Consider the following 19484-nt stretch of genomic DNA (forward strand, 5'->3'; position numbering starts at 1 on the left):
ATTGATGTGGAATCAAAAGAAGTGATACTCATTCTGACAACAATAGTTTTAGATGGCCATAAAATTCAGCAATATTTCACAAAAGAAGGACAGCTAGTTGCACAAAAAGAGCTTACCCCAGTTACCGCTGAAGTAAGCCAATAAAAAAATTCATAACTAAGGAGAGTGTAGCATGTCTGGTCCAGAAAAGAAAGTTGAAAACAGCATTAAGAAATATTTGGATAAACTAGGGGCTTACTATTTGAAAGTTCATGGATCCATGTATCAACCAGCTGGCACACCTGACATATTAGCTTGTGTCAATGGACGATTCATCGGTATAGAAGTGAAGCGGCCAGGTGGTGGAACGGTTAGTGCCCTTCAAAAAAGCAAACTAAACAAAATAGAAAATGCAGGAGGTGTGGCTATTGTCGCAAGAAGCGTGGAAGATGTATCCACAGTGCTCAAATGCAGAAATGTTATATAAGTTTCAAAAGCAGTTAGTCGATAGCGCTGATCCTAATTTCTTGTATGCAGCAGATACAGGAACTGGAAAAACAATCATGGCTATTCATCATTACTTGAAACACAGCAATGGTGAGCCAATTTTATTAATAGCTCCACCACAGAAATTAAAAGAAGGTGGGTGGCGGAGAGACATTCAAGCCGTCTGTGACTTCTATAAAATCGAGATTCAATTTTCTGAAATGAGTTATGGGAAATTAGCTGACTTATACAAGATGTATAAAGGTTGGTTTGTAATATTTGATGAAGCACATTACATCAAAAATCCAACGTCTCAACGTGGAAAAGCTGCAGCAAAGTTAGCTAAACAATCAAGTCATTTTTTATTGTTGACGGCCACGCCAGCAAGTAACGGTTGGGAAGACACGTACAACTATTTCATTATGTTTGGCTATTTCAAATCAAAAAAAGAAATGAACGATCGCTATGCAAAATGGGGCACGATGTATCTAGGAAATCGACGAATTCCAAAAATTGAAGGATGGGTCAATGAGGATCAGTTACATGATAAATATCATTCGTTCACTGTGTCTATTTCAAAAGATGAAGCTCTGGATTTGCCACCATTGATTTTTGAAGACGTGAAATTTATGCGGTCATCTAATTATGACAAAGTGGCCAAGCAACGAGTGTTAGGTGACGAAGAGTTTGATACACCTTCAAAACTGGCACACGGCTTACGGTACTATGCGAATCAAAAAGATAAGTTAGACTACGCCGAAATGCTCTGTGAAGGAACTGAGAACAATATAGTCATTTTTTACTACTATCAAAAAGAGATTGATGCTTTAAAGAAAAAAATCAAAAATAAACAATTCTTTGAAGTGAGCGGAAAGGTCTCTCATTTGCCTTCTAAGAGTTCTTGGAGCAAGTTGAAGAATAGTGTCACTTTTGTCCAATACATGGCTGGTAGTGCAGGGATTGAGCTACAGTACGCAAATACAGTCATTTTCTATACACCCACCTATTCTTATCAAGATTACAGTCAAGCGTTAGGACGAGCTTATCGAAATGGTCAAACGAAGAAAGTAACAGTCTATCGTTTCATTACACAACGAACGATCGAGCAAGCTGTTTACGAGGCGTTAGAGAACAAGCAAGATTTTTCAGAAGAACTCTATATGAGTACAAGAATTGGAGAGTGAAAAGATGGAAGAAGAACAAATAAAACAGTGGCTAGAAGAGATAACTTTTGACATTAAGTCACTTTTTGAAGATGCATTTAATCGCAAAGATATGGATATTTTCAAAAAAAGAAAAAATGAAATACTCATTCAATTTGTTGCTGTTACTGATACGATTGAATCGGTAAAAATGGGGGAGGAAAAGACAAATGTTCGGAGTACAAAAACAAGACACAAACGTCACTGAAAAACGAACACAATATGTGGGCGGTTCCGATGTACCAGTCATTCTTGGTCTATCAAAATACAAAACACAATTTGAGTTGGCCAAAGAAAAAGCTGGACTTGTTCAGCCCGATAAAAGCAGCAATCCTTATATCCAATTCGGTAACAAGATGGAACCACTTATCCGTGATTACATCAACACAATGAACAGCTTAAATTTTTATCCGGATACTTTTATTAATAAAGATGACATGATTCGATCTAATGTTGACGGTATTGATTTAGAAAACAAAATGTTGCTAGAAATTAAAACACATGGAGCTAATCCAACTGAAAAAGTATATGAGGCTCAAATGCAATTGTATTTCCATCAAACCGGTTGTGATTACGGATGGTTGGCTATGTATCAACGTCCAAAAGATTTTGATCTGGAATTTGATCGTGAAAATCTGGTTATCAAAGACATTGAACGTGATCAAGGTTATATTGAAAAGATTCTGGATTCAATTGAGACTTTCTGGATCCGATTAGAGTACTTGAAAGAAAAGCCAGACATGAACGAAACAGAATATTATTCCATTGGAAATGATATAGATAAATTAGTTGCACGAGTTGAACGATTTGAATTGCAAATGTTGGAGTTTGAAGAGAAAGCAAAAATAATAAAAGCCCAGCAAAAAGATTTTCGAGATCAGCTTTATCAAAAAATGGAAGAGAACGATATTAAAAAAATTGATACAGGCGATATCGTCATCACACGAGTACTTCCAACTGTTCGTAAATCAGTTGATAGTACCAGATTGAAAAAGGAAAAACCAGATATCTATCATCAATATCTTAAAGAAGCAGAAGTGAAAGGATCAATCCGGATTAAAAAAGTTCTATAAAGAGGTGATTGTTTTGAAACTTACGAGGGAAGAGAAACGACAGACGACAAGAAACAAACATTCAAATACTTGGAGGAAGAATAATGAAATTAACATCAAATTTTAAATTAATAGAATTAGGTACCCAAGAAAGAGAACCTAGCGTGACTCTATCAAAGTATGGCTTGAATTTTAGCAAGTCTGCAGCAGCATGCTTAAAATATTCCGAATACGCGTTACTTTACTTGAATGATAAAGAACGAATCATTGCGCTTGTACCTACCACCAAAGGAGAAAAAGGCGCTGTACGATTTTATCGACCTAACAACAAGACAACAAAGAATCCAACAATCAAGAGTGAACGTTTTATTGCAGTAATCGGCAAATTATGTAAATGGGATATTGAAAATAAATCATATTATTTAAAACCGCAATTTTTAGAAGGTGGAAAAGGGATCTATCTTGACTTGAACGGTGCCGTGGAGAGAGAAAGGCGCAGATTTGGGAGGTAGGAAAGAATGGTCAGATTAACAATATTTTGGTGTGTAATTGGCGGAGTCCTATCATTGGTGGGTTTCTATTTTCAAAGGAAAAGTACCAACCTTGTTTTATTTCGGTATTCTATACCGATAAAACTATCTTAACATAAAAAAATATCTAATTTTGCTGGTCTTTATAAAATAAAAAATTCTGAGGGAGAATAAAAATGATCAGACCATTACAAAAAACAACAAAATTCTACGCAACAACTCGTGAAGAGGCAGAAACAGAAATCGCCAAAATGCTTGATGAAACAAAGGGATCTATTTTGAAACAAAATATTGTGGCGAAAAACCATAAAGATTTTGGTGACTATTACGAAGCACAAGTAACAGAAGAATTTGCACGCAGTAAAGAAATTGTAGAAGGAGGCTTTCTAGCATGAGTCACTTTAAAGTAGGCCAAAAAGTAAAACTTATTGCGAAAAATGATGGTGGATTGAGCGCTGAAGTCGGAGCGATTGGAAGAATTGAGGAACTGACTACGGATCCAGAATATCCAATCGATGTTTTCTGGTACCAAACAGAAGACAGCGAAGCCGTTCATCCCAGTGAAATTATAACTTTTGAGGAGGAGAACAAATGAGTATTCTACCACCAAACAAACCACAAGTTCCGAAAGATACACCACGAAATTTCTTTATCTGGGGTCCAACTATGGGAGGTAAATCTTTCTTAGCATCACAGTTTCCCAATCCCCTAGTATTTAATACAGATGGAAATGCTGAAGCAAACACTGTTCCTTCGGTTCAGCTGAGAAACATCAAAGATACAAATGGGAAAATAAAGCGTTCGGTAATCGATCAGTTAGACAAGTTAATCACTGCCTTACAAACAGAGAAGCATACCTATGAAACGGTGGTTTTGGATGTAATTGACGATATTGTTGTTATGATCGAGCAATACATTTGTGACAAAGAAGATGTTGAAACGCTTGGAGATATTCCTTACGGAAAAGGATACGCAGCATTTACGAATATTTTTCAGCAGTTAGTTATCGAACTAAAGTCATTGCCGATGAATGTGATTTATATTTCCCGAAATGCTACAAAGATGGAGGGACAAACGGAGATCGATATTCCTTCATTGAAAGAAAAACACCAAAACATCGTGAATGGAAACTGTGACTTATCGATTCAATGCAAAAAAGTTGGCAAAAACTATATTCGTGTGGCAAAAGCACGGCGCAAAGATTATATGCGGGAGCAGGTAGATGACAAATTGATCTTAACTATATTAGACACGATCACTGGTGTATTTGGCCGTTCACCAAAAACTACCAAAAAAGTCCAAGATGACATTGTAAAAGAAATTGAGAAAAAAGAAGATATTCTAGTCACTTCAGAAACAAAAGAAAATCCCAGTGAAGAGGTTGTTCAATCAGCTGAACCAACTGGCAAAGCTAAACCAGGAGCAAGAAAAACAGCTCCGGTTAATCAAACGACATCTAAGACTCAACCAGCCACAACCACACAAAAAGCACAGCGAATCAAACCAAAAGTCTAATAAAAAAAATATATTGAAAAGAGGAATTTAACATGGGATTAAAAGATTTAGCAAATGAAATTTTAGCAGGATTCGATCCAAAAACAGACGATCCAAACGCAGGCGGCAACCAAGGTCTTGCTGATGGTGAATACGATGTAACCTTGGCCAATGTTGAACACAAAGTTTTTCAAAGCGGTTGGGAAGCATTATCTTTTGAAAATGAAGTAACTGTCGGAGAAGTAGCTGGCCAAAAAGAATTTATCAACTTAGGGTTCGACACAGCCAAAGTTCCAGAATTTGTTCTCCAAAAAAATATCAAGATTGTGGCCAAACTGGCTTCTGTAATTGGACTGCAACTGACCGATGATGACTGGGAAGATGAAACAACCATGGCTGCTGCATTTAAAGACGGCGTTGGTAGTCAATTTATTTTAGAAGTGAAGTCTACACAAAATAAAAAGGACCCATCCCGACCATATAAAAATTATGATTTTATTGCATATGATGATCCAGCTGATCAGCCGATTGATCGTTCGGGATCGATTGACATCTCAGATGAAGACCTTCCATTCTAAATTTTAAGGAGCTATGCCAATGTTTACTTTTTACTGGCTGTATAGGAATAAAAATAGCGATAATTGGCTAGCAGTGTTTAAAACGGATAAAAAAATTGAATCAGCTAATAATCGAGAGAGCCTTAAAAAAGCTCTCTCAGCTGTTCATTATCTAGTTGGCTATGGCAATTATCAAGAGAGTGATAAATTTTTAGCCAAGGTACTGACAGACGGAAAAAGCACGTACCTTCAAGAGTATCTTTCAATTGATTTAATGCAGGAAGCCAGAAATTGTACGATTGAAGAAATTGCTTTTAATTTGAACATGGATATATCTGCTAAGAATAAGGAAGAATTTTGCCAAAAACGAATTGCAGTTTTAGAACAAGTTTTTGATTTTAGAGAAGAATATCTAGAAACCAAGTTTGAGATTGTCAAAGAATTTAATTTGCCAGCCCGTTCTTTGAGGAAAACGAGAGCAAATCTTGCTGCAGAAATATTGAAGGCGAAAAAGACACCTAAACGACCGAATGTGCTGATGTATAGCTATGATCGTTATGTACCAAAGTTTGAACTTCCTGAGCGATTACTTTCCTTTTATGATAAAATCCGCACCACTTATCAAAACACAACGGAAGAAAAGCTCAAAAAAGAAAAGTTCAAGATGACGTTGGCCAACCTGACCCACGTGTATGGATTCGGTGGACTTCATGCGGCAAAAGAGAAATACAAAGGGGAAGGAACATTTTTGCTGATTGATGTAAAGCAATTCTTTCCATCTATTATAAGAAATAATAATTTTTTGAGTGTGGCCATAAAGAATCCGAAAGCTTTTGATCATTTGTATCAAAAGAAAGTTGAAACGGAAAATTTGACCTATAAAACGTTGATCAATGCCGTTAACGGCTCAATGAACAATCCGTTTTCAGCTATGTTTGACCCTCAGAAATATTTTTCAGTAACAATTAGCGGTCAATTGATCATTACCCATTTAATACTGGTACTTGAAAATTTTTATGAGGAACTAGTACAAACAAACACCGATGGTATTCTGATCAAAATTAATCCAATCATGGAACCGATCATCCGAGAATTACTTGATCTGTGGTGCCAGCAATTGCATTTAACTGTTTCAGTTCATTCCTATCATAAAGTGTTTCAAAAAGATGTGAACAATTATGTCTTTATAAAAAAAGATGGATTGATGGTCAAACGAGGTATTTTTTCTGAAGCGACGTACGAGTCCTCGCAAATACCAGTGATCACTCGCGGTATCTTTGAATCAGTAGTTAATGGAGTAAAACCACAGGAATTTGTGGTACAAGCATTCAAAAAGGCGGATATATCTGATTATTTTTTCGTCGGAAAAATGCATAAGGAATACGAAGGAATTGAACAACAGGTTTCCGGGAAGTATGTGCCAATGAATCAAACCGTTTGCGGTATTGCCACAACAAACGAGAAATATGGCGGCGTATTTCAAGTGAAGAATGATCTTCATTCCAAGCTGCCGGGATCACCGCCAAAATTTCTAAGTTATGAGAAAGTAACAAAAAAAGACTTGGATGTAGCATGGTACATTGAACAAATTGAAAAAAACTCATTTTAGAAAGTAGAAAAGGCGGTGGGAAAACAGTGTGCTTAAATATATAAAACTTGAACCAGGGCAAAAAAAGCCCGATCAAAAAAGCCTAGAAGACTTCTACACAGATCTTTCTAAATTGAATGATGCTGCAATCTTGTTGAATCCAGAAACAGTCGTTGTTGATTTTGATGAGTATCCAGAGATTGGTTTTAAGCTATTAGAGAAATATCCAACGTTAGCTTTTGAAACAAAGCGTGGATTGCATCTCTATTACAAAAGACCCATTCAAATAAATGGTAAAAAAGTTCTTCTGCGAAATTGGACCAAGAAACTAACTGTTTCTGGCGCACTCGTGGATTATAAAACAGGAAATAATACCACCGGTACGATCAAGCAAAATGGTCGACTAAGAAAAATGCACGGCAATTTAGACATGTTCGATGATCTACCAACATTACCCTTAGAATTGTTGCCTAGTCGATTAAAAAATGTTTTGACTGATATGAAAGAAGGCTCACGAAACAGTTCGTTGTACGCTCATCTTCTAACCGTACGGGAAATGTACGAAATTGATTATGACACCTTGGCCAAGATTGCTCATTTCATCAATGAAGAAGTGTACGCCGATCCACTGCCTGAGACGGATGTTTCAGGATTAGTGAACTCGGTAAGTGAAAAAGAAATTCGCGAGCAGTTCTATTTGGATCCAAAAGACATGATTACGACTAGTGAAGCACTTGCGGATGATCTAGGTATCAAATTTTTCAACGGATCGACCTTCCACAAAGAAAATAACTGCTGGATAAACGATCAAAATAAATTACTCAGACAGATTGATCAGCGAATCAAATTAAAGCCAAACAACTGGAAACAGCTGCTGGATTTATTCAAAGTAAAGGGCGAACTCATTGAAACACATGATTTTCCCATTCAGTTTAGAAACAATTTCATGCTTGATGGTGCGGATATCATTCCTATGGCAACAAAAGAATTCACTCCTTACTTCTTGGATGTGGAATATGATCCGGATGCTTACGACAAAACAGTGGATGACTTCTTAGATTTCTTATCTTCAAATAAAAAAGACTTACGAAATGTCATCGAAGAAATGCTTGGCCATATTTTAATGACGGTTGGCTTTCCACATAAAGTTTTCTTCTTGGTTGGTTCTTCCGGAGCAAATGGAAAATCAACATTTCTTGAGATGTTAAATGCATTCATCGGTGATCTAGGTCTTAACCTTGCACTAGAACAATTTAACGATCAAACATCCGTAATGGAATTGGAAGGGAAACTGGTGAATGTTGGGGATGATATCGATGCTGGGTACATGGAAAAATCAATGAACTTCAAAACTTTGGCTTCTGGAAACACGATCATGGTCCGCCCCATCTATTCGAAGCCTTACAAATTAAAAAATAAAGCAACGCTAATTTTTACAGCAAATGAAATGCCGACGTTCAAAGATAAGTCTGGTGGGATTGCTCGTCGGGTGGTAGTGATTCCCTGTGAGAATAAAGTAACAAAAGCAGATCCTAAAATAGATGAGAAACTTTCCACAGACAATGCCAAGTCATATCTACTAAACATTGCACTGAATGCAATGGAACGCATCAATAATAATGGTGGACAGCTTTCTTCCTCCGAAACCGTCGCGAAAGTGACAGAAGAGTATTTTGTGGAAAGCGATACGATCTTAGGGTTCATTAATCAAAGATCAATCGATGAAAACATGACTACAAAAGCGGTTTATGAAGAATATCTGCGATTCTGTGAAGAATCAGGAGCGAAGCCATACTCACAAACCAAATTTACGCAGAGAATGAAGTCACTAGGCTATGAAAAAAAAGAAAGGAGAATGATGGGAAGAAAACATTTCTTCTATAAATATGTAGCGAATGAAGCGTCCACACTTTAGTTAAACGTCCACACTTTGTCCACACTTTTTTTATGAAAGTATGGACGGTTCAATCCTTTGATACAAAAGGGGTTGAAGTATGTTGTCCATACTGTCTATACTTTTTTCTTTTACTTATAAAAAAAAGAAAGAATATATTAATAATAATATATATATAGTATATGGACTGAAAAAGTGTGGACAGTGTGGAAAAATCGATGTAACTCATGTGGAAGTAAGGATAAACACGTCCACACTTTAGTTTTTAAAGTATGGACAAAGTATAGACGTCCACACTTTTACAAATAAAAAATTAAAAAGAAGGTGATTCATCATTTATGAATGGGTAAATTCGATAATTGATATTGATGAGGAATTGCTTGAACTAAAGATTGATTTGAAAATCAATACAAGAGAACTTCATCGCTGGTCAAATTATTCAGATGGTGATGATGGGGACCTTGCAAAACATCAAAATTTTTTGACAGCTTTACAAAAACAAAAGCATTTAAAAGGAGTGGTTGAACGTTTGAATGATCGAATTGAACGATTAGAAAAAGAACGGAAAGAAATCATTGAATTAATTGATCAATTCAATGGATTAAACAATCGCATTCTAAAATTGAAATATGTGGAAGGTATGACACTAGAATCAGTTGCTGAAGAGACGGGATATACCTATCAGTACATTAAGAATAAACATGCAGAGTTAATGCGTATAATAAAGTTTAACAAAAAAGTATAGTACGTAAGGTACCATGATAGTACCGACATATTGATTTACACATGATATTCTATTAGTGTCGAAAGATTAGTAAACAGGAAATCGACAAAAACAATTTGAAGGGAGGAAATCTCCCTCATCGTTGTAATTAAGCTTCGATAGACAGCAGCAAATAAACTAAAGGATGTGGGGTTCAGCTCCTGCGGATAGTTCATATGTGGCTGTCTATTTTTATTATGTCGCTGTGGCGGAATAGGTAGACGCAATAAAGGGTGAATTAGAGTAATCCATGCAAGGTGCAAATCCTTGCCAGCGATATTGCAACCGAGGGATAGGAGAGGATTTGGGGCCGAAAGGTGAGGTAGGTTGCTTAATAGAGTTATAACTGCATCTCGTTGCTGAGGTGTATTTTTTACATATGAGATCACTCGTTGAGTGGTCTTTTTATTTTGTCTAAGGAGAATATAGTATGAATAACTACTGGTACATTTCACTATCAAATAGATATCCGCAACCTAGCCGAGATGATCCACCACGAATTGTATTGCCCATTCAGATTAAGAATAGCTACTCAATTATTGAAATGGTTCGAGAGGCCACACCCATCGAAATTGATGGTTGCAAGCTTCGCTATTGTGGTAATGGAGTATGGAACGATGAAAACATTCAGAGGAACATAAGGAGGTATATCAAGTGAAAGAAAGCAATGATTACATCAAGTTGATTGAAAAGTTAATAGAAGAAAAAGATATGGATAAAATTGCTGAAACATTCTCATCAATTATTAGTGCGTATGGACTATCTGTTATGGAAACTTGTTCACTCGCTTATTACTTAGTGGATAAAGCATTAAATACGCCACAGAATAAATTGATGCTGCAAGAAAAATTTTTTATTAATACGGATAAGCTAGGTGTAGATGGTAAATTAACAATTATGAAAGCAATGTTATCAGTCTACAGTAAAGAAGTGTATGAAAATGACAAGACCTAAAAAACTAACATTTATTGATGGTAAGAGAGTATTAATTGATTACGCAACCAGACAAGATGAGTATCGTGCAGATAATAAAGATAGATGGAGATACCAAAAAGAAATCAAACGTTTCTATAATTCGGCTGCATGGAGAAAGCTGAGTAAACAAGTTTTAAATGAACATTATTATGTATGTCGAAACTGTGGAAATGATGCTGTACTTACTGATCATATCATTCCTGTAAAAGTAGACTGGGATAAAAGATTGGATATAAATAACTTACAACCATTGTGTGAAGCTTGTCATTCAATTAAAACTAAAAAAGACAGAGAAATATTTGGTTAATAGTTTTGATGCGAAGTGGGGAATTATTTCGTATATGCACCTTTTTTGGTGAGTATACCCCCGCAAAAATCAAACAGGGGTACGTTTGTGGGGAGCGTGAAGAACGCCCTCTATTCCGTGACCAAAATTCCCTTTTGGAAAATTTTTGAGGTGATAAAAATGGGGAGAAAAATATCGCTTTTAGATAACAACAAAAAACATTTAACTAAAGAAGAAAAAGCAAGTAGAAAAACTGCGGAAAAGCTCTCAGGAGATGGATTTGTAGCGATGCAAGTTACGCCACCAAATCACATGAATCCAATAGCAAAGCAAGAGTATAAAAGAGTAATAGAAGATATTCAAAAGTTACCACTTAGAAACTTAGATAGAGCTATTTTAGAAAATTACTGTGTTTGGTATTCAATATTTAAAGAAGCAAGTAAAAAATTAAATGAGCACGGTAGTTTTATAAAAAAAAATGATGGCACTTATGAAGAAAACCCAGTCATAAAAACAATGGAAAAGGCGACTAAAAACATTAAATCTACAGCTAGTGAGTTGGGATTGACTGTTGATAGTCGTCTTCGTTTATATCTACCTAAAAAAGAAGAAAATAAACAAACAATATTTGATAAATATGGTTAAATCTTTAAATCAATATATTAGAAAGTGGGGGCAGCATATTGATTGATTATCAAAGAATTCCAAATAAGTTAAGAGATGATACATATGCTTATGCTGTCTTAATCGTTGAGCGAAAGATTATCTCCTGTAAGAAAGTTTATGATGCATGTATTCGTCATCTAAAAGATTTACTAAAAATTCCCAAGTTGAGTTGGAAGTATAACTATGATCCTGTCGAAGCCGCAAAAGCAATAGAATTTTTAGAAATGTTACCAGATGTGAAAACTGGAAAAACATACCCATTAGCTGATTTTCAAAGATTCATTATCGGTAGTATTTATGGTTGGCGTAGCAAAAATAATCGAACAATACGTCGTTTTAAGAAAGCTTTTATAAGTGTTGCCAGAAAGAATGGGAAGACTATATTGATAGCTGGTATTGTTCTGTACGAATTTTTATTTGCTAAAAATCCCGCATTAAGTAGGCAAATATTTTGTACTGCTAATGATAAAAAACAAGCGAGTATTGCATTTGACATGGCAAGGAAGCAATTAGATGCTTTAAGATCTAAATATCCTGATATTAGAAAAGCAACTAAACGTGTTCGAGAGTTTCTTAAAAATCTAAGAGATGAATCATACATTACTGTTCTTTCTAAAGAAACAGGTGCAATTGATGGATTTGAGCCTTATATTGGAGTGTTTGATGAGTATGGAGCATCAAAAACAGATGAAATGATGGAATTGATTGAATCAGGTCAAGGACAATTAGATAATCCGTTAATTTTAATTATTTCTACCGCCAATTTTAATTTAAATGTCCCCATGTATAGAGTTGAATACCCACGTATGAAAGACATACTAGAAGAAACACTAGAAGATGAGGAGCAATTTATTTATATAGCAGAACAAGAATCAATTAAAGAGCTAGAGCAGCCAGAGATGTATATTAAAAGCAACCCCATTTTGTCTGTGTCGGCACTTCATGAAAAAATGATGACCAATTTAAAAAAAAGGTGGAAAGCAGGGAAGGAAAAAGGAACAACTATAAAAATTATGGTCAAGAATTTTAATATGTGGTCCCAATCAAGCGATGAAGCATATTTATCAGCAGATCATTGGAAAAAAGCTTTAATTGATAAACCTGATATCAAAGGTAAAAAAGTTTGGTTTGGGATTGATGTAGGTCGAACAAGTGATTTGTTTAGTATTTCATGGGTAGTTCATATGGGAGACTACTTTTATGTAGATAGTTTTTCTTTTATAGCGACCAAATACGGCTTGGCTACGAAAGAAAAGAGAGATGGCATTAGTTATACAAATCTACAAATGAAAAACGAATGTAAAATTACAGATTTAGAAAGTGGAGTTATCGATTATGATGAAACATATGAATGGCTAGAGCAATTTATTTATGAAAATGATTTAGATGTCCAATGCATTGCTTTTGATCCTCATCAATATGGTCACATTTTAACGCTTATTGAAAAAAATCATCCGGAATGGTTGCAGGCGGAAGTACGACAAACGAGTCTTGTATTGAATATGCCTACAAAACAGTTCAGAGATGATGTTATTAATCTGAAAATTCGGCATTCTGGAAATGAATTGCTAACAGCTGCTATTTATAACGCTATTACAAAAGTAGATAATAATGGTATGCGTATTGATAAAAACAAAAATAGTAACAAGATTGATCCGATAGACGCACTTTTAGATGCATACGCTATGTGCTATACAGAGTTTCAGTCAGGGGGATATTGGACAGATGAAAAAATACTTGGCGGTGATTTTGGTTTTTAGCTAGGAGGCTCAAAATGATAAAGTTCTTCAATGTGTTACTTACAAATATTCATACTATATTGTTAATTGTTGGCATTGCTTTTATTGCAGTGGCAGCTTTTTTATATTCAGCAATAGTAGGCTGGCTAACATTAGGTGTGTGCTTTGTTTTTACCAGTATATTAATAGATAAGAGATTGGGATGAAAAAATTTTAGAAAGGGGGTGATGATGTGGCTTTTTTTCAGCCTTTAGGATCAAAAGAGGCGCAGATTGATGCGCTTATCTACGATAGTCAAACGATTTCTCAATCTTATACGGGTATCAGAGCATTAAAAAATTCTGATGTATTGACAGCTGTCATGATTATTGCGGGAGATATTGCACGATTTCCAATCATTAAGCAGGACTTAGATGGTGGAATTACTCAGGATGAAGATTTAAATTATTTGATGAATGTTAAATCGACTAAAGAAGCAACAGCCCATGCATGGAAATTTGCTATGGTCGTTAATGCAATCTTGTGTGGTAATGCCTATTCAAGAATTTTACGTGATCCAAAAACAAAAAAAGCTCTTGAATTTGAATTTTATCCTCCATCCGCAGTGTCGATCGTAGAGGGTGATGATTATACTTCTCGATCCTATATTTTCTACCCTTTGCAAGGGGACAGGGAGATCCGTTGTGATCCAGAAGATGTAATCCACTGGAAGTTTTTCAGTAGTGATGCCGTTTATGGACGGTCGCCGTTGCTTTCACTCAGAAATGAGATCAGCTTGCAAGAATCAGGAATCTCAACGTTGTTGAAATTCTTTCGTGATGGCTTTTCAAGCGGAATATTGACAATGAAAGGTTCACAATTATCTGGTGAAGCAAGAAAATCTGTTCGACAAGAGTTTGAAATATCTAGAGAAGGTGCAACCGGTGGAAGTCCGATTGTCATGGATTCAACTATGGAATATACACCTCTTGAAATAGACACAAATGTCTTATCTCTGATCAATTCAAACAACTATTCTACAGCACAAATTGCAAAATGTTTAAGGGTTCCAGCGCATAAACTAGCGATTACTAACCCTAACCAATCAGTCAAGCAACTAAATGATGATTATATTTTGAATGATCTACCATATTATTTTAACGCAATCACTTCAGAGTTTCAGTTGAAACTGTTGGAACAAAAAGAACGCAAGAAATTTATTCTTAATTTTGATACAAGGTCAGTCACTGGTTTAATGCCAGAAGATGTTATGAGGCTTTACAATGGTGGTTTAGTAACAGGCGATCAAGCGTTAAATCTTATGGGGATATCAGCAAGTGGAGATCCTGACATGCAAAGAAGAAAATTTAGTTTAAATTATGTCTGGTCGGACTTAGCAGAAAAGTATCAGTTGGATCAGAACAATAAACGTAAAAGAAAGGGGGACGACTATGATGAACAAAGCGGAGATTCGTCAGAGAACGACCAAACTAGAATTGAGAAAATTGGAGAATGAAGTCGAAGTGATCGAAGGATACGCATTAAAATTCGACCGTTGGTCCGATACTTTAGGATGGTATTATCCATTTCGAGAAAAATTGGAACCAGGCTGTTTAGATGAGGCGGACACAAATAATGTTGTTGCCTTGTTTAATCACGATCAATCTCAAATTTTAGGAAGAACTGGCGCTAATCTTGAGTTGAATATTGACAATATTGGTTTGAAATTTCGAATTATACCAACAAATACGACTTTATCTAAAGATTTGATTGAAAATATCCGATCCGGTGTAATCAATCAGTGTTCGTTTGCTTTTACTATTCCAGATCAGGAAGGCGCTGAAAGCTGGAGAGAGAACAAAGAAACAGGAATTTATGAACGGTTGGTCCATAAGATTGATCATCTTTATGATGTGTCGGTAGTAACTACACCTGCTTATCCAGATACAGAAGCAGTAGTTGGGGAAAGAAGCAAACAAATGGTTGAAGAGCTGCACAAACATCCACGGAAACACGAAGCAAGGCGTATGTTATTTGATCTGGAGAAAGAAGAGCTTTTAAAAATATTATAAATCTAGTCATTCTTCTTTGAATGGCTATTTTTTATACAAATTATAGGAGGAAATCAAATGTTTGAAGAAAAAATCAAAGAATTGCGTGACAAAATTATTGCCGGAGAGGCAGAACAAGAACAACTTGCAACTGAAATTCGATCACTTTTGGAAGGTGATGCAAGCGAGGAAAAGATTAAAGAAGCAAAAGCGAAAAAAGTGAAACGTGATTTGGCAAAAGCGGAATTAACTGAATTGCGAGAAACCTTGGCGCTTTATGAGGAGCAAAAAAAAGGTAACTCTAAGAAAGTTAAGGGAGGAACGCGTGGAACTTCTCAAGACCAAGAGTACAGAGAGGCTTTAAATACATTTATCCGGACAAAAGGTGCGCAAACAGATGGCTTAACTATGATTGAAAAGGATGAAGCATTGGTTCCTGAAAGATTTTGGCGGGCAAATGATTCAGCTGTAGATGGAATCATTAAAGAAGATACAAAAGCAGTGACTTCAGAAGAAATCTCGTATATTCCAGCGCGTGAAATTCAAACAGTCGTTAACTTAAAACTATTTGCTCGCATTCATAAAGCGAAAAAAGGTTCTGGGAAGTATCCAATCTTAAAACGTGCCACAACTCGTATGTATTCTGTTGAAGAGTTAGAAAAAAATCCTAAGTTGACCAAACCAGACTTTGATCATGTTGATTGGTCAGTTGTCACTTATCGTGGTGCAATTCCTTTGTCGCAAGAATCCATTGACGATGCAGATGTGGATCTAGTAAATCTTGTAGCTGAAAATAATACGGAAATTTCTTTAAATACAACGAATTATGCAATGAGTGAAGTATTTAAAAAATTCCCGAAAAAGACAATAAGTGGGCTAGACGATATCAAAAAAATCTACAATGTGGACCTTGACCCGGCCTATCGAAAAGTTTTCGTTGCCTCTCAGTCTTTCTATAACTTTTTGGACACGATTAAAGACGGAAATGGACGGTATATGTTGCAAGATAGTATTCTTTCCGCTTCTGGTAAAACGTTTGGTGGATACCCGTTCTTTGTAGTTGGTGACGAGCTACTTGGAGAAGCGGGACAAGCAAATGCGTTCCTAGGTGATCCTAAACGAGGCATTTTATTTGCTGATCGAAAACAATTGGCTGTGCGTTGGGCAAATCACGAGATCCACGGGCAATATTTACAAGCTGTTTTACGATTTGATGTCCAAATTGCAGACAAAAAAGCCGGGTTCTTTTTATCTTATGATGGGGGTAAAGCTGAAGAAGTGCCAAAACCATAAACAAGGAGAGATAACTTATGAAGATTAGAATATTAAAAAATGTTCGTTTAGATTTTGAAGGTAAAGTTAAGGAATATCCTTCATCTAATCAAGTTTTACAGATTGATGATCAGCTTGCTTTAGAAAAGGATTATCTTGCTCGATATAAGAAATATCCCAAACATATTGAAATTGTTGAAGAGCCTAAAATTAAGGTAAATGAACAAAAGAACGAAGGTAAGCAAACAGAAGGAATTAAAGCAAGTTCAAAAACTGAGTCTAATAAGAAAGGCAATAAAAAAAGAAAGACTAATAAAGATGTCACTGAATAAAAACAATATTTATAAGAATTATTCTGATCTTATTAGTGATGAGGAATTTGATCAAATAAAAAATTATCTGAAAGTGGATATGGATTATGAGGATGATTTGATAAAAGAATTACTAGACTCAGCAGCCTTAATATTAATTGATGCTATAGATTCCTCAAAACAACCCGTTGACTTTTCTGAGGAACCTAGATTCCAATTAGCAGTTAAGAAGCAAGTAAAAGAAGAATATGAACACAGGGGCTTATCTTCGGATAGTACGAGGCATAAACTAGCTAATGGTGTGGAAAATATTATCCATCAATTACGAGTGAAAGTGGCGATGCAAAGTGATCACACGTAAATTAAATGAGCGCATTACTTTTTTCTCTAGAAAAGTGAAACAAAATGATGAGGGAGATCCTTTCAATGATGATAAGGATCTCTTTTCATGTTGGTCTGAGGTTGTCAAAGCAACGACAAAAGAATTCAGAGATCGATCGAACGAAAAAATAGAGAGTTTGCAAAAGCGAAGAAGGAAAAGAACTTTTTATATTCGTTTTCGTAAAGATGTAAGTTCTGAACAGTTTGTTAAGTGGAGAGAAAAGGCTTATAAAATTATCGATATTGAAGAAGATTGGAGATCTAAAGACATGTTAATGATCACTGTGGAGGTGGTAGAGTGACATCTGGGATTGAAGAAATTTTAGCAAATATTGAGAAATTACAATTGAATAATAAAAGACTTGCTCGTGAAGCGGTAAATGAAGGTGCAGAAATTGTCGCTAATAATTTAGAAAAAAATACACCGTATGATGATGGTGGTTTGTCTAATGATGTGCATGTTAGCGGGTTTAAAGGTGGAGCTCAAGGTCAAATTGAAAAAGATATTGGGTATGGTAAAGGAACAGGCTGGAGGGTGAAATATCCCGATAGTGGCACAATCAATCAACGGCCACAAAATTTTAAAGAAAAGACAATTACAGAATCGCGTGATCCAGTTTTATCCATGTATGCAGACAAGATTAAAGAAGGTCTGAAATTATGAATATTGAAACCAGAATATTTAAATTGCTTAATGAAGATAGAGATCTATTAAGCCTTTTGAAATCAATGAGAGAAGGATCAATTTCTGAATCAGGAATATGGAAACATGTCATTCCAGAAAATTATCGAAAAACGAATTATGCACCGTTCATCAGAATATCTCCAGTTTATGAGGGAGATGGGAACTATTTTGATGATGCAGCTAACTCAGAAGAACAAAGAGCACAAATCAGTTTTTGGTGTAAGAATGATGCGCAAGCTTATCAGATTAAAAATCGAATCGATGACATATTAAAAGAAAGTAATTTTACACGATACACAGTTAATGAAAATCCAAGATATATAGATTCTGATATTGATTTATTAATTAATCATAGAAAATATCGATTTGTAAATTGGAAAAATGAATCCTAAATAGAAAAATTTGAAAGAACAGATACGAGGAGGAAAAAATATGAGTAATAATGGTGCAAACACAGTAAAAATTGGCTTAGATCGTTGGGAAGTTGCTGTTTTAGGAGAGGATGATCGGATTTCTGGAACACCGGTACGTATCCCTGGAATGACTTCAGCTCAATTAGCTTTAACAGTGAATACCGGTAACTTCCAAGCCGATGATGGTCTTTGGGCAGTTCTTGATGGAGGAATCTCGGCGTTAGCTCTTACTATTGGCAATGCTGACCTAAAATCAGAAGCGAAAGAAGTTTTACATGGATTGAAACTAGAGGATGGCATGGAGATTTACACAAGTGACTTAAAAATTCCTTATACAGCACATATTTTCCGTTCTAGGTTAAACACAGGTCAATTTGTTTGGTTTGGTTTAACTAAAGGTAAATTTATGCCAAGTGGAGTAGATTTAAATACCCGTGCCGAAACGCCTACAGGCCAACCGGATTCTGTAGTAGGTAATTTCGAACCTCGCAACGATGGAGTGACACATATAATTGCCCGAGAGGATACAAAAGACTTTGATCTGACTAAATTTAGAGAAAAAGTTTTCTTAGGACTACCTAAGCCTCCATTGGCTTAAAAAATTAGAAACAAGAGGCTGGTTTAAAAACCGTAAATAGCCTCTTGTTTTTTTATAAGGAGAAAAAACTATGGAAATTACATTATTGATAAACGGTGAAGAACGAACATTTTCAAAAAAAAATTTCACGTTAAGAGAAAATTTAATAGCGATGAAACATCAAGTTAAAGCTGATGTTTATTACAGTGATGAAGAAGCTTTGAAAGATCCTGAGAAATACGAAGAATTGCAAAAGGATCTATTAGAAACAATTTCTAAAATATTTGATGAGCAGTTTACTGACGAACAGCTCATGACAGGATTAGTTATAGAAAAAGCGGATGTGATTACAGATGTTCTTGTCCGTGCTATGGGTGGAAATAAAAAAGACGATAAAAAAAAGAACAAGAACCAATAACTGCAGAAGAAGCATATATGTCCATAAAGTCAATGATTCAAACGTTACTAAAAGGTGGCTATAAACTACCTGAAATATTAACGATGAAGCTAGAAGATTTGGAATTATTTAATGAAGTTTTAGATAACGAAGCGTCAACTAGTGAGTTGACCGAAGACTTTTTAAGTTTGCTTAGCGTATAGGAGG

At 35.6% G+C, this 19484-nt stretch carries 29 protein-coding genes; all 29 read left to right on the forward strand.

Annotated features, from left to right (window positions below; genetic code table 11):
- Positions 1–172 precede the first annotated feature (172 nt).
- Complete coding sequence (locus ACH0AK_RS14535; RefSeq protein ID WP_499797053.1) at positions 173–466, forward strand: VRR-NUC domain-containing protein; 294 nt, start codon at positions 173–175, stop codon at positions 464–466.
- Complete coding sequence (locus tag ACH0AK_RS14540) at positions 456–1649, forward strand: SNF2-related protein (RefSeq protein ID WP_499797076.1); 1194 nt, start codon at positions 456–458, stop codon at positions 1647–1649. The genes ACH0AK_RS14535 and ACH0AK_RS14540 overlap by 11 nt, the downstream gene beginning before the upstream one ends.
- Before the next feature lie 4 nt (positions 1650–1653).
- Positions 1654–1875 (forward strand): hypothetical protein, encoded by a 222-nt coding sequence (locus ACH0AK_RS14545; RefSeq protein WP_499797054.1) that lies wholly within the window; start codon positions 1654–1656, stop codon positions 1873–1875.
- The gene (locus tag ACH0AK_RS14550) at positions 1838–2740 is read left to right on the forward strand and encodes a lambda-exonuclease family protein (RefSeq protein WP_499797055.1); all 903 of its coding nucleotides are present in this window, start codon (positions 1838–1840) and stop codon (positions 2738–2740) included. Before ACH0AK_RS14545 ends, ACH0AK_RS14550 begins: the two co-directional genes overlap by 38 nt.
- Before the next feature lie 83 nt (positions 2741–2823).
- Entirely contained in the window at positions 2824–3231 is a 408-nt protein-coding gene (locus tag ACH0AK_RS14555; protein WP_499797057.1) for a hypothetical protein, read from the forward strand.
- Between the two features lie 194 nt (positions 3232–3425).
- Entirely contained in the window at positions 3426–3644 is a 219-nt protein-coding gene (locus ACH0AK_RS14560) for a hypothetical protein (RefSeq protein WP_153830044.1), read from the forward strand.
- A complete protein-coding gene (locus tag ACH0AK_RS14565) occupies positions 3641–3844 on the forward strand; it encodes a hypothetical protein (RefSeq protein ID WP_153830045.1) in 204 nt (67 codons plus the stop codon). The genes ACH0AK_RS14560 and ACH0AK_RS14565 overlap by 4 nt, the downstream gene beginning before the upstream one ends.
- On the forward strand, positions 3841–4764 hold the full coding sequence (locus ACH0AK_RS14570; RefSeq protein WP_153830046.1) for an AAA family ATPase: 924 nt from the start codon (positions 3841–3843) through the stop codon (positions 4762–4764). The genes ACH0AK_RS14565 and ACH0AK_RS14570 overlap by 4 nt, the downstream gene beginning before the upstream one ends.
- 32 nt (positions 4765–4796) lie before the next feature.
- Positions 4797–5321 carry a hypothetical protein gene (locus ACH0AK_RS14575; protein ID WP_271525020.1) on the forward strand — a complete coding sequence of 175 codons (525 nt, stop codon included), beginning with the start codon at positions 4797–4799 and terminating at the stop codon, positions 5319–5321.
- 19 nt (positions 5322–5340) lie between these two features.
- A complete protein-coding gene (locus ACH0AK_RS14580) occupies positions 5341–6909 on the forward strand; it encodes a hypothetical protein (protein ID WP_499797058.1) in 1569 nt (522 codons plus the stop codon).
- 28 nt (positions 6910–6937) lie between these two features.
- Positions 6938–8803: a DNA primase family protein gene (locus ACH0AK_RS14585; RefSeq protein ID WP_499797059.1), complete on the forward strand. Its 1866-nt coding sequence runs from the start codon at positions 6938–6940 to the stop codon at positions 8801–8803.
- Positions 8804–9158: 355 nt separating this feature from the next.
- Positions 9159–9527 carry a sigma-70 family RNA polymerase sigma factor gene (locus tag ACH0AK_RS14590; RefSeq protein WP_499797060.1) on the forward strand — a complete coding sequence of 123 codons (369 nt, stop codon included), beginning with the start codon at positions 9159–9161 and terminating at the stop codon, positions 9525–9527.
- A 448-nt stretch (positions 9528–9975) separates the two neighbouring features.
- Entirely contained in the window at positions 9976–10203 is a 228-nt protein-coding gene (locus tag ACH0AK_RS14595; protein ID WP_499797061.1) for a hypothetical protein, read from the forward strand.
- A complete protein-coding gene (locus ACH0AK_RS14600; protein WP_499797062.1) occupies positions 10200–10499 on the forward strand; it encodes a hypothetical protein in 300 nt (99 codons plus the stop codon). Before ACH0AK_RS14595 ends, ACH0AK_RS14600 begins: the two co-directional genes overlap by 4 nt.
- Positions 10486–10827 carry an HNH endonuclease gene (locus ACH0AK_RS14605; protein WP_023519316.1) on the forward strand — a complete coding sequence of 114 codons (342 nt, stop codon included), beginning with the start codon at positions 10486–10488 and terminating at the stop codon, positions 10825–10827. The genes ACH0AK_RS14600 and ACH0AK_RS14605 overlap by 14 nt, the downstream gene beginning before the upstream one ends.
- 159 nt (positions 10828–10986) lie before the next feature.
- Positions 10987–11451, forward strand: a complete 465-nt coding sequence (locus ACH0AK_RS14610; protein WP_169058684.1) for a phage terminase small subunit P27 family — start codon at positions 10987–10989, stop codon at positions 11449–11451.
- Between the two features lie 38 nt (positions 11452–11489).
- Positions 11490–13232 carry a terminase large subunit gene (locus tag ACH0AK_RS14615; protein WP_023519318.1) on the forward strand — a complete coding sequence of 581 codons (1743 nt, stop codon included), beginning with the start codon at positions 11490–11492 and terminating at the stop codon, positions 13230–13232.
- Between the two features lie 14 nt (positions 13233–13246).
- Positions 13247–13417, forward strand: a complete 171-nt coding sequence (locus tag ACH0AK_RS14620; protein ID WP_169058686.1) for a hypothetical protein — start codon at positions 13247–13249, stop codon at positions 13415–13417.
- 26 nt (positions 13418–13443) lie between these two features.
- Positions 13444–14706, forward strand: a complete 1263-nt coding sequence (locus tag ACH0AK_RS14625) for a phage portal protein (RefSeq protein WP_169058687.1) — start codon at positions 13444–13446, stop codon at positions 14704–14706.
- Positions 14642–15262 (forward strand): HK97 family phage prohead protease, encoded by a 621-nt coding sequence (locus tag ACH0AK_RS14630; protein WP_023519321.1) that lies wholly within the window; start codon positions 14642–14644, stop codon positions 15260–15262. Before ACH0AK_RS14625 ends, ACH0AK_RS14630 begins: the two co-directional genes overlap by 65 nt.
- A gap of 57 nt (positions 15263–15319) precedes the next feature.
- Positions 15320–16534, forward strand: a complete 1215-nt coding sequence (locus tag ACH0AK_RS14635; protein WP_499797063.1) for a phage major capsid protein — start codon at positions 15320–15322, stop codon at positions 16532–16534.
- Positions 16535–16551: 17 nt separating this feature from the next.
- On the forward strand, positions 16552–16845 hold the full coding sequence (locus ACH0AK_RS14640) for a hypothetical protein (protein ID WP_023519323.1): 294 nt from the start codon (positions 16552–16554) through the stop codon (positions 16843–16845).
- Positions 16832–17185 carry a head-tail connector protein gene (locus ACH0AK_RS14645; protein ID WP_499797065.1) on the forward strand — a complete coding sequence of 118 codons (354 nt, stop codon included), beginning with the start codon at positions 16832–16834 and terminating at the stop codon, positions 17183–17185. Before ACH0AK_RS14640 ends, ACH0AK_RS14645 begins: the two co-directional genes overlap by 14 nt.
- Positions 17172–17507, forward strand: a complete 336-nt coding sequence (locus ACH0AK_RS14650; protein ID WP_499797066.1) for a phage head closure protein — start codon at positions 17172–17174, stop codon at positions 17505–17507. Before ACH0AK_RS14645 ends, ACH0AK_RS14650 begins: the two co-directional genes overlap by 14 nt.
- Positions 17504–17869, forward strand: coding sequence for an HK97-gp10 family putative phage morphogenesis protein (locus ACH0AK_RS14655; protein WP_023519326.1), 366 nt, complete (start codon positions 17504–17506; stop codon positions 17867–17869). Before ACH0AK_RS14650 ends, ACH0AK_RS14655 begins: the two co-directional genes overlap by 4 nt.
- Positions 17866–18282 carry a hypothetical protein gene (locus tag ACH0AK_RS14660; RefSeq protein WP_499797067.1) on the forward strand — a complete coding sequence of 139 codons (417 nt, stop codon included), beginning with the start codon at positions 17866–17868 and terminating at the stop codon, positions 18280–18282. The genes ACH0AK_RS14655 and ACH0AK_RS14660 overlap by 4 nt, the downstream gene beginning before the upstream one ends.
- 40 nt (positions 18283–18322) lie before the next feature.
- Positions 18323–18901 carry a major tail protein gene (locus tag ACH0AK_RS14665; RefSeq protein WP_023519328.1) on the forward strand — a complete coding sequence of 193 codons (579 nt, stop codon included), beginning with the start codon at positions 18323–18325 and terminating at the stop codon, positions 18899–18901.
- Positions 18902–18971: 70 nt separating this feature from the next.
- On the forward strand, positions 18972–19298 hold the full coding sequence (gene gpG / locus ACH0AK_RS14670; protein WP_499797068.1) for a phage tail assembly chaperone G: 327 nt from the start codon (positions 18972–18974) through the stop codon (positions 19296–19298).
- Positions 19299–19315: 17 nt separating this feature from the next.
- Positions 19316–19480: a hypothetical protein gene (locus ACH0AK_RS14675; RefSeq protein WP_023519330.1), complete on the forward strand. Its 165-nt coding sequence runs from the start codon at positions 19316–19318 to the stop codon at positions 19478–19480.
- Positions 19481–19484: the final 4 nt, after the last annotated feature.

The organism is Enterococcus pernyi, from assembly GCF_045371165.1.
Taxonomy (GTDB): Bacteria; Bacillota; Bacilli; order Lactobacillales; family Enterococcaceae; genus Enterococcus_B; species Enterococcus_B pernyi.

What these genes read in the sequence shown, in the direction of transcription:
- ACH0AK_RS14640 (WP_023519323.1), top strand. Translation starts at nt 16,552, where the DNA reads ATGAAGATTAGAATATTAAAAAATGTTCGTTTAGATTTTGAAGGTAAA.
- ACH0AK_RS14535 (WP_499797053.1), top strand. Translation starts at nt 173, where the DNA reads ATGTCTGGTCCAGAAAAGAAAGTTGAAAACAGCATTAAGAAATATTTG.
- ACH0AK_RS14575 (WP_271525020.1), top strand. Translation starts at nt 4,797, where the DNA reads ATGGGATTAAAAGATTTAGCAAATGAAATTTTAGCAGGATTCGATCCA.
- ACH0AK_RS14570 (WP_153830046.1), top strand. Translation starts at nt 3,841, where the DNA reads ATGAGTATTCTACCACCAAACAAACCACAAGTTCCGAAAGATACACCA.
- ACH0AK_RS14550 (WP_499797055.1), top strand. Translation starts at nt 1,838, where the DNA reads ATGTTCGGAGTACAAAAACAAGACACAAACGTCACTGAAAAACGAACA.
- ACH0AK_RS14595 (WP_499797061.1), top strand. Translation starts at nt 9,976, where the DNA reads ATGAATAACTACTGGTACATTTCACTATCAAATAGATATCCGCAACCT.
- ACH0AK_RS14545 (WP_499797054.1), top strand. Translation starts at nt 1,654, where the DNA reads ATGGAAGAAGAACAAATAAAACAGTGGCTAGAAGAGATAACTTTTGAC.
- ACH0AK_RS14675 (WP_023519330.1), top strand. Translation starts at nt 19,316, where the DNA reads ATGTCCATAAAGTCAATGATTCAAACGTTACTAAAAGGTGGCTATAAA.
- ACH0AK_RS14645 (WP_499797065.1), top strand. Translation starts at nt 16,832, where the DNA reads ATGTCACTGAATAAAAACAATATTTATAAGAATTATTCTGATCTTATT.
- ACH0AK_RS14665 (WP_023519328.1), top strand. Translation starts at nt 18,323, where the DNA reads ATGAGTAATAATGGTGCAAACACAGTAAAAATTGGCTTAGATCGTTGG.
- gpG (WP_499797068.1), top strand. Translation starts at nt 18,972, where the DNA reads ATGGAAATTACATTATTGATAAACGGTGAAGAACGAACATTTTCAAAA.
- ACH0AK_RS14565 (WP_153830045.1), top strand. Translation starts at nt 3,641, where the DNA reads ATGAGTCACTTTAAAGTAGGCCAAAAAGTAAAACTTATTGCGAAAAAT.
- ACH0AK_RS14555 (WP_499797057.1), top strand. Translation starts at nt 2,824, where the DNA reads ATGAAATTAACATCAAATTTTAAATTAATAGAATTAGGTACCCAAGAA.
- ACH0AK_RS14580 (WP_499797058.1), top strand. Translation starts at nt 5,341, where the DNA reads ATGTTTACTTTTTACTGGCTGTATAGGAATAAAAATAGCGATAATTGG.
- ACH0AK_RS14630 (WP_023519321.1), top strand. Translation starts at nt 14,642, where the DNA reads ATGATGAACAAAGCGGAGATTCGTCAGAGAACGACCAAACTAGAATTG.
- ACH0AK_RS14660 (WP_499797067.1), top strand. Translation starts at nt 17,866, where the DNA reads ATGAATATTGAAACCAGAATATTTAAATTGCTTAATGAAGATAGAGAT.
- ACH0AK_RS14610 (WP_169058684.1), top strand. Translation starts at nt 10,987, where the DNA reads ATGGGGAGAAAAATATCGCTTTTAGATAACAACAAAAAACATTTAACT.
- ACH0AK_RS14620 (WP_169058686.1), top strand. Translation starts at nt 13,247, where the DNA reads ATGATAAAGTTCTTCAATGTGTTACTTACAAATATTCATACTATATTG.
- ACH0AK_RS14635 (WP_499797063.1), top strand. Translation starts at nt 15,320, where the DNA reads ATGTTTGAAGAAAAAATCAAAGAATTGCGTGACAAAATTATTGCCGGA.
- ACH0AK_RS14560 (WP_153830044.1), top strand. Translation starts at nt 3,426, where the DNA reads ATGATCAGACCATTACAAAAAACAACAAAATTCTACGCAACAACTCGT.
- ACH0AK_RS14605 (WP_023519316.1), top strand. Translation starts at nt 10,486, where the DNA reads ATGACAAGACCTAAAAAACTAACATTTATTGATGGTAAGAGAGTATTA.
- ACH0AK_RS14540 (WP_499797076.1), top strand. Translation starts at nt 456, where the DNA reads ATGTTATATAAGTTTCAAAAGCAGTTAGTCGATAGCGCTGATCCTAAT.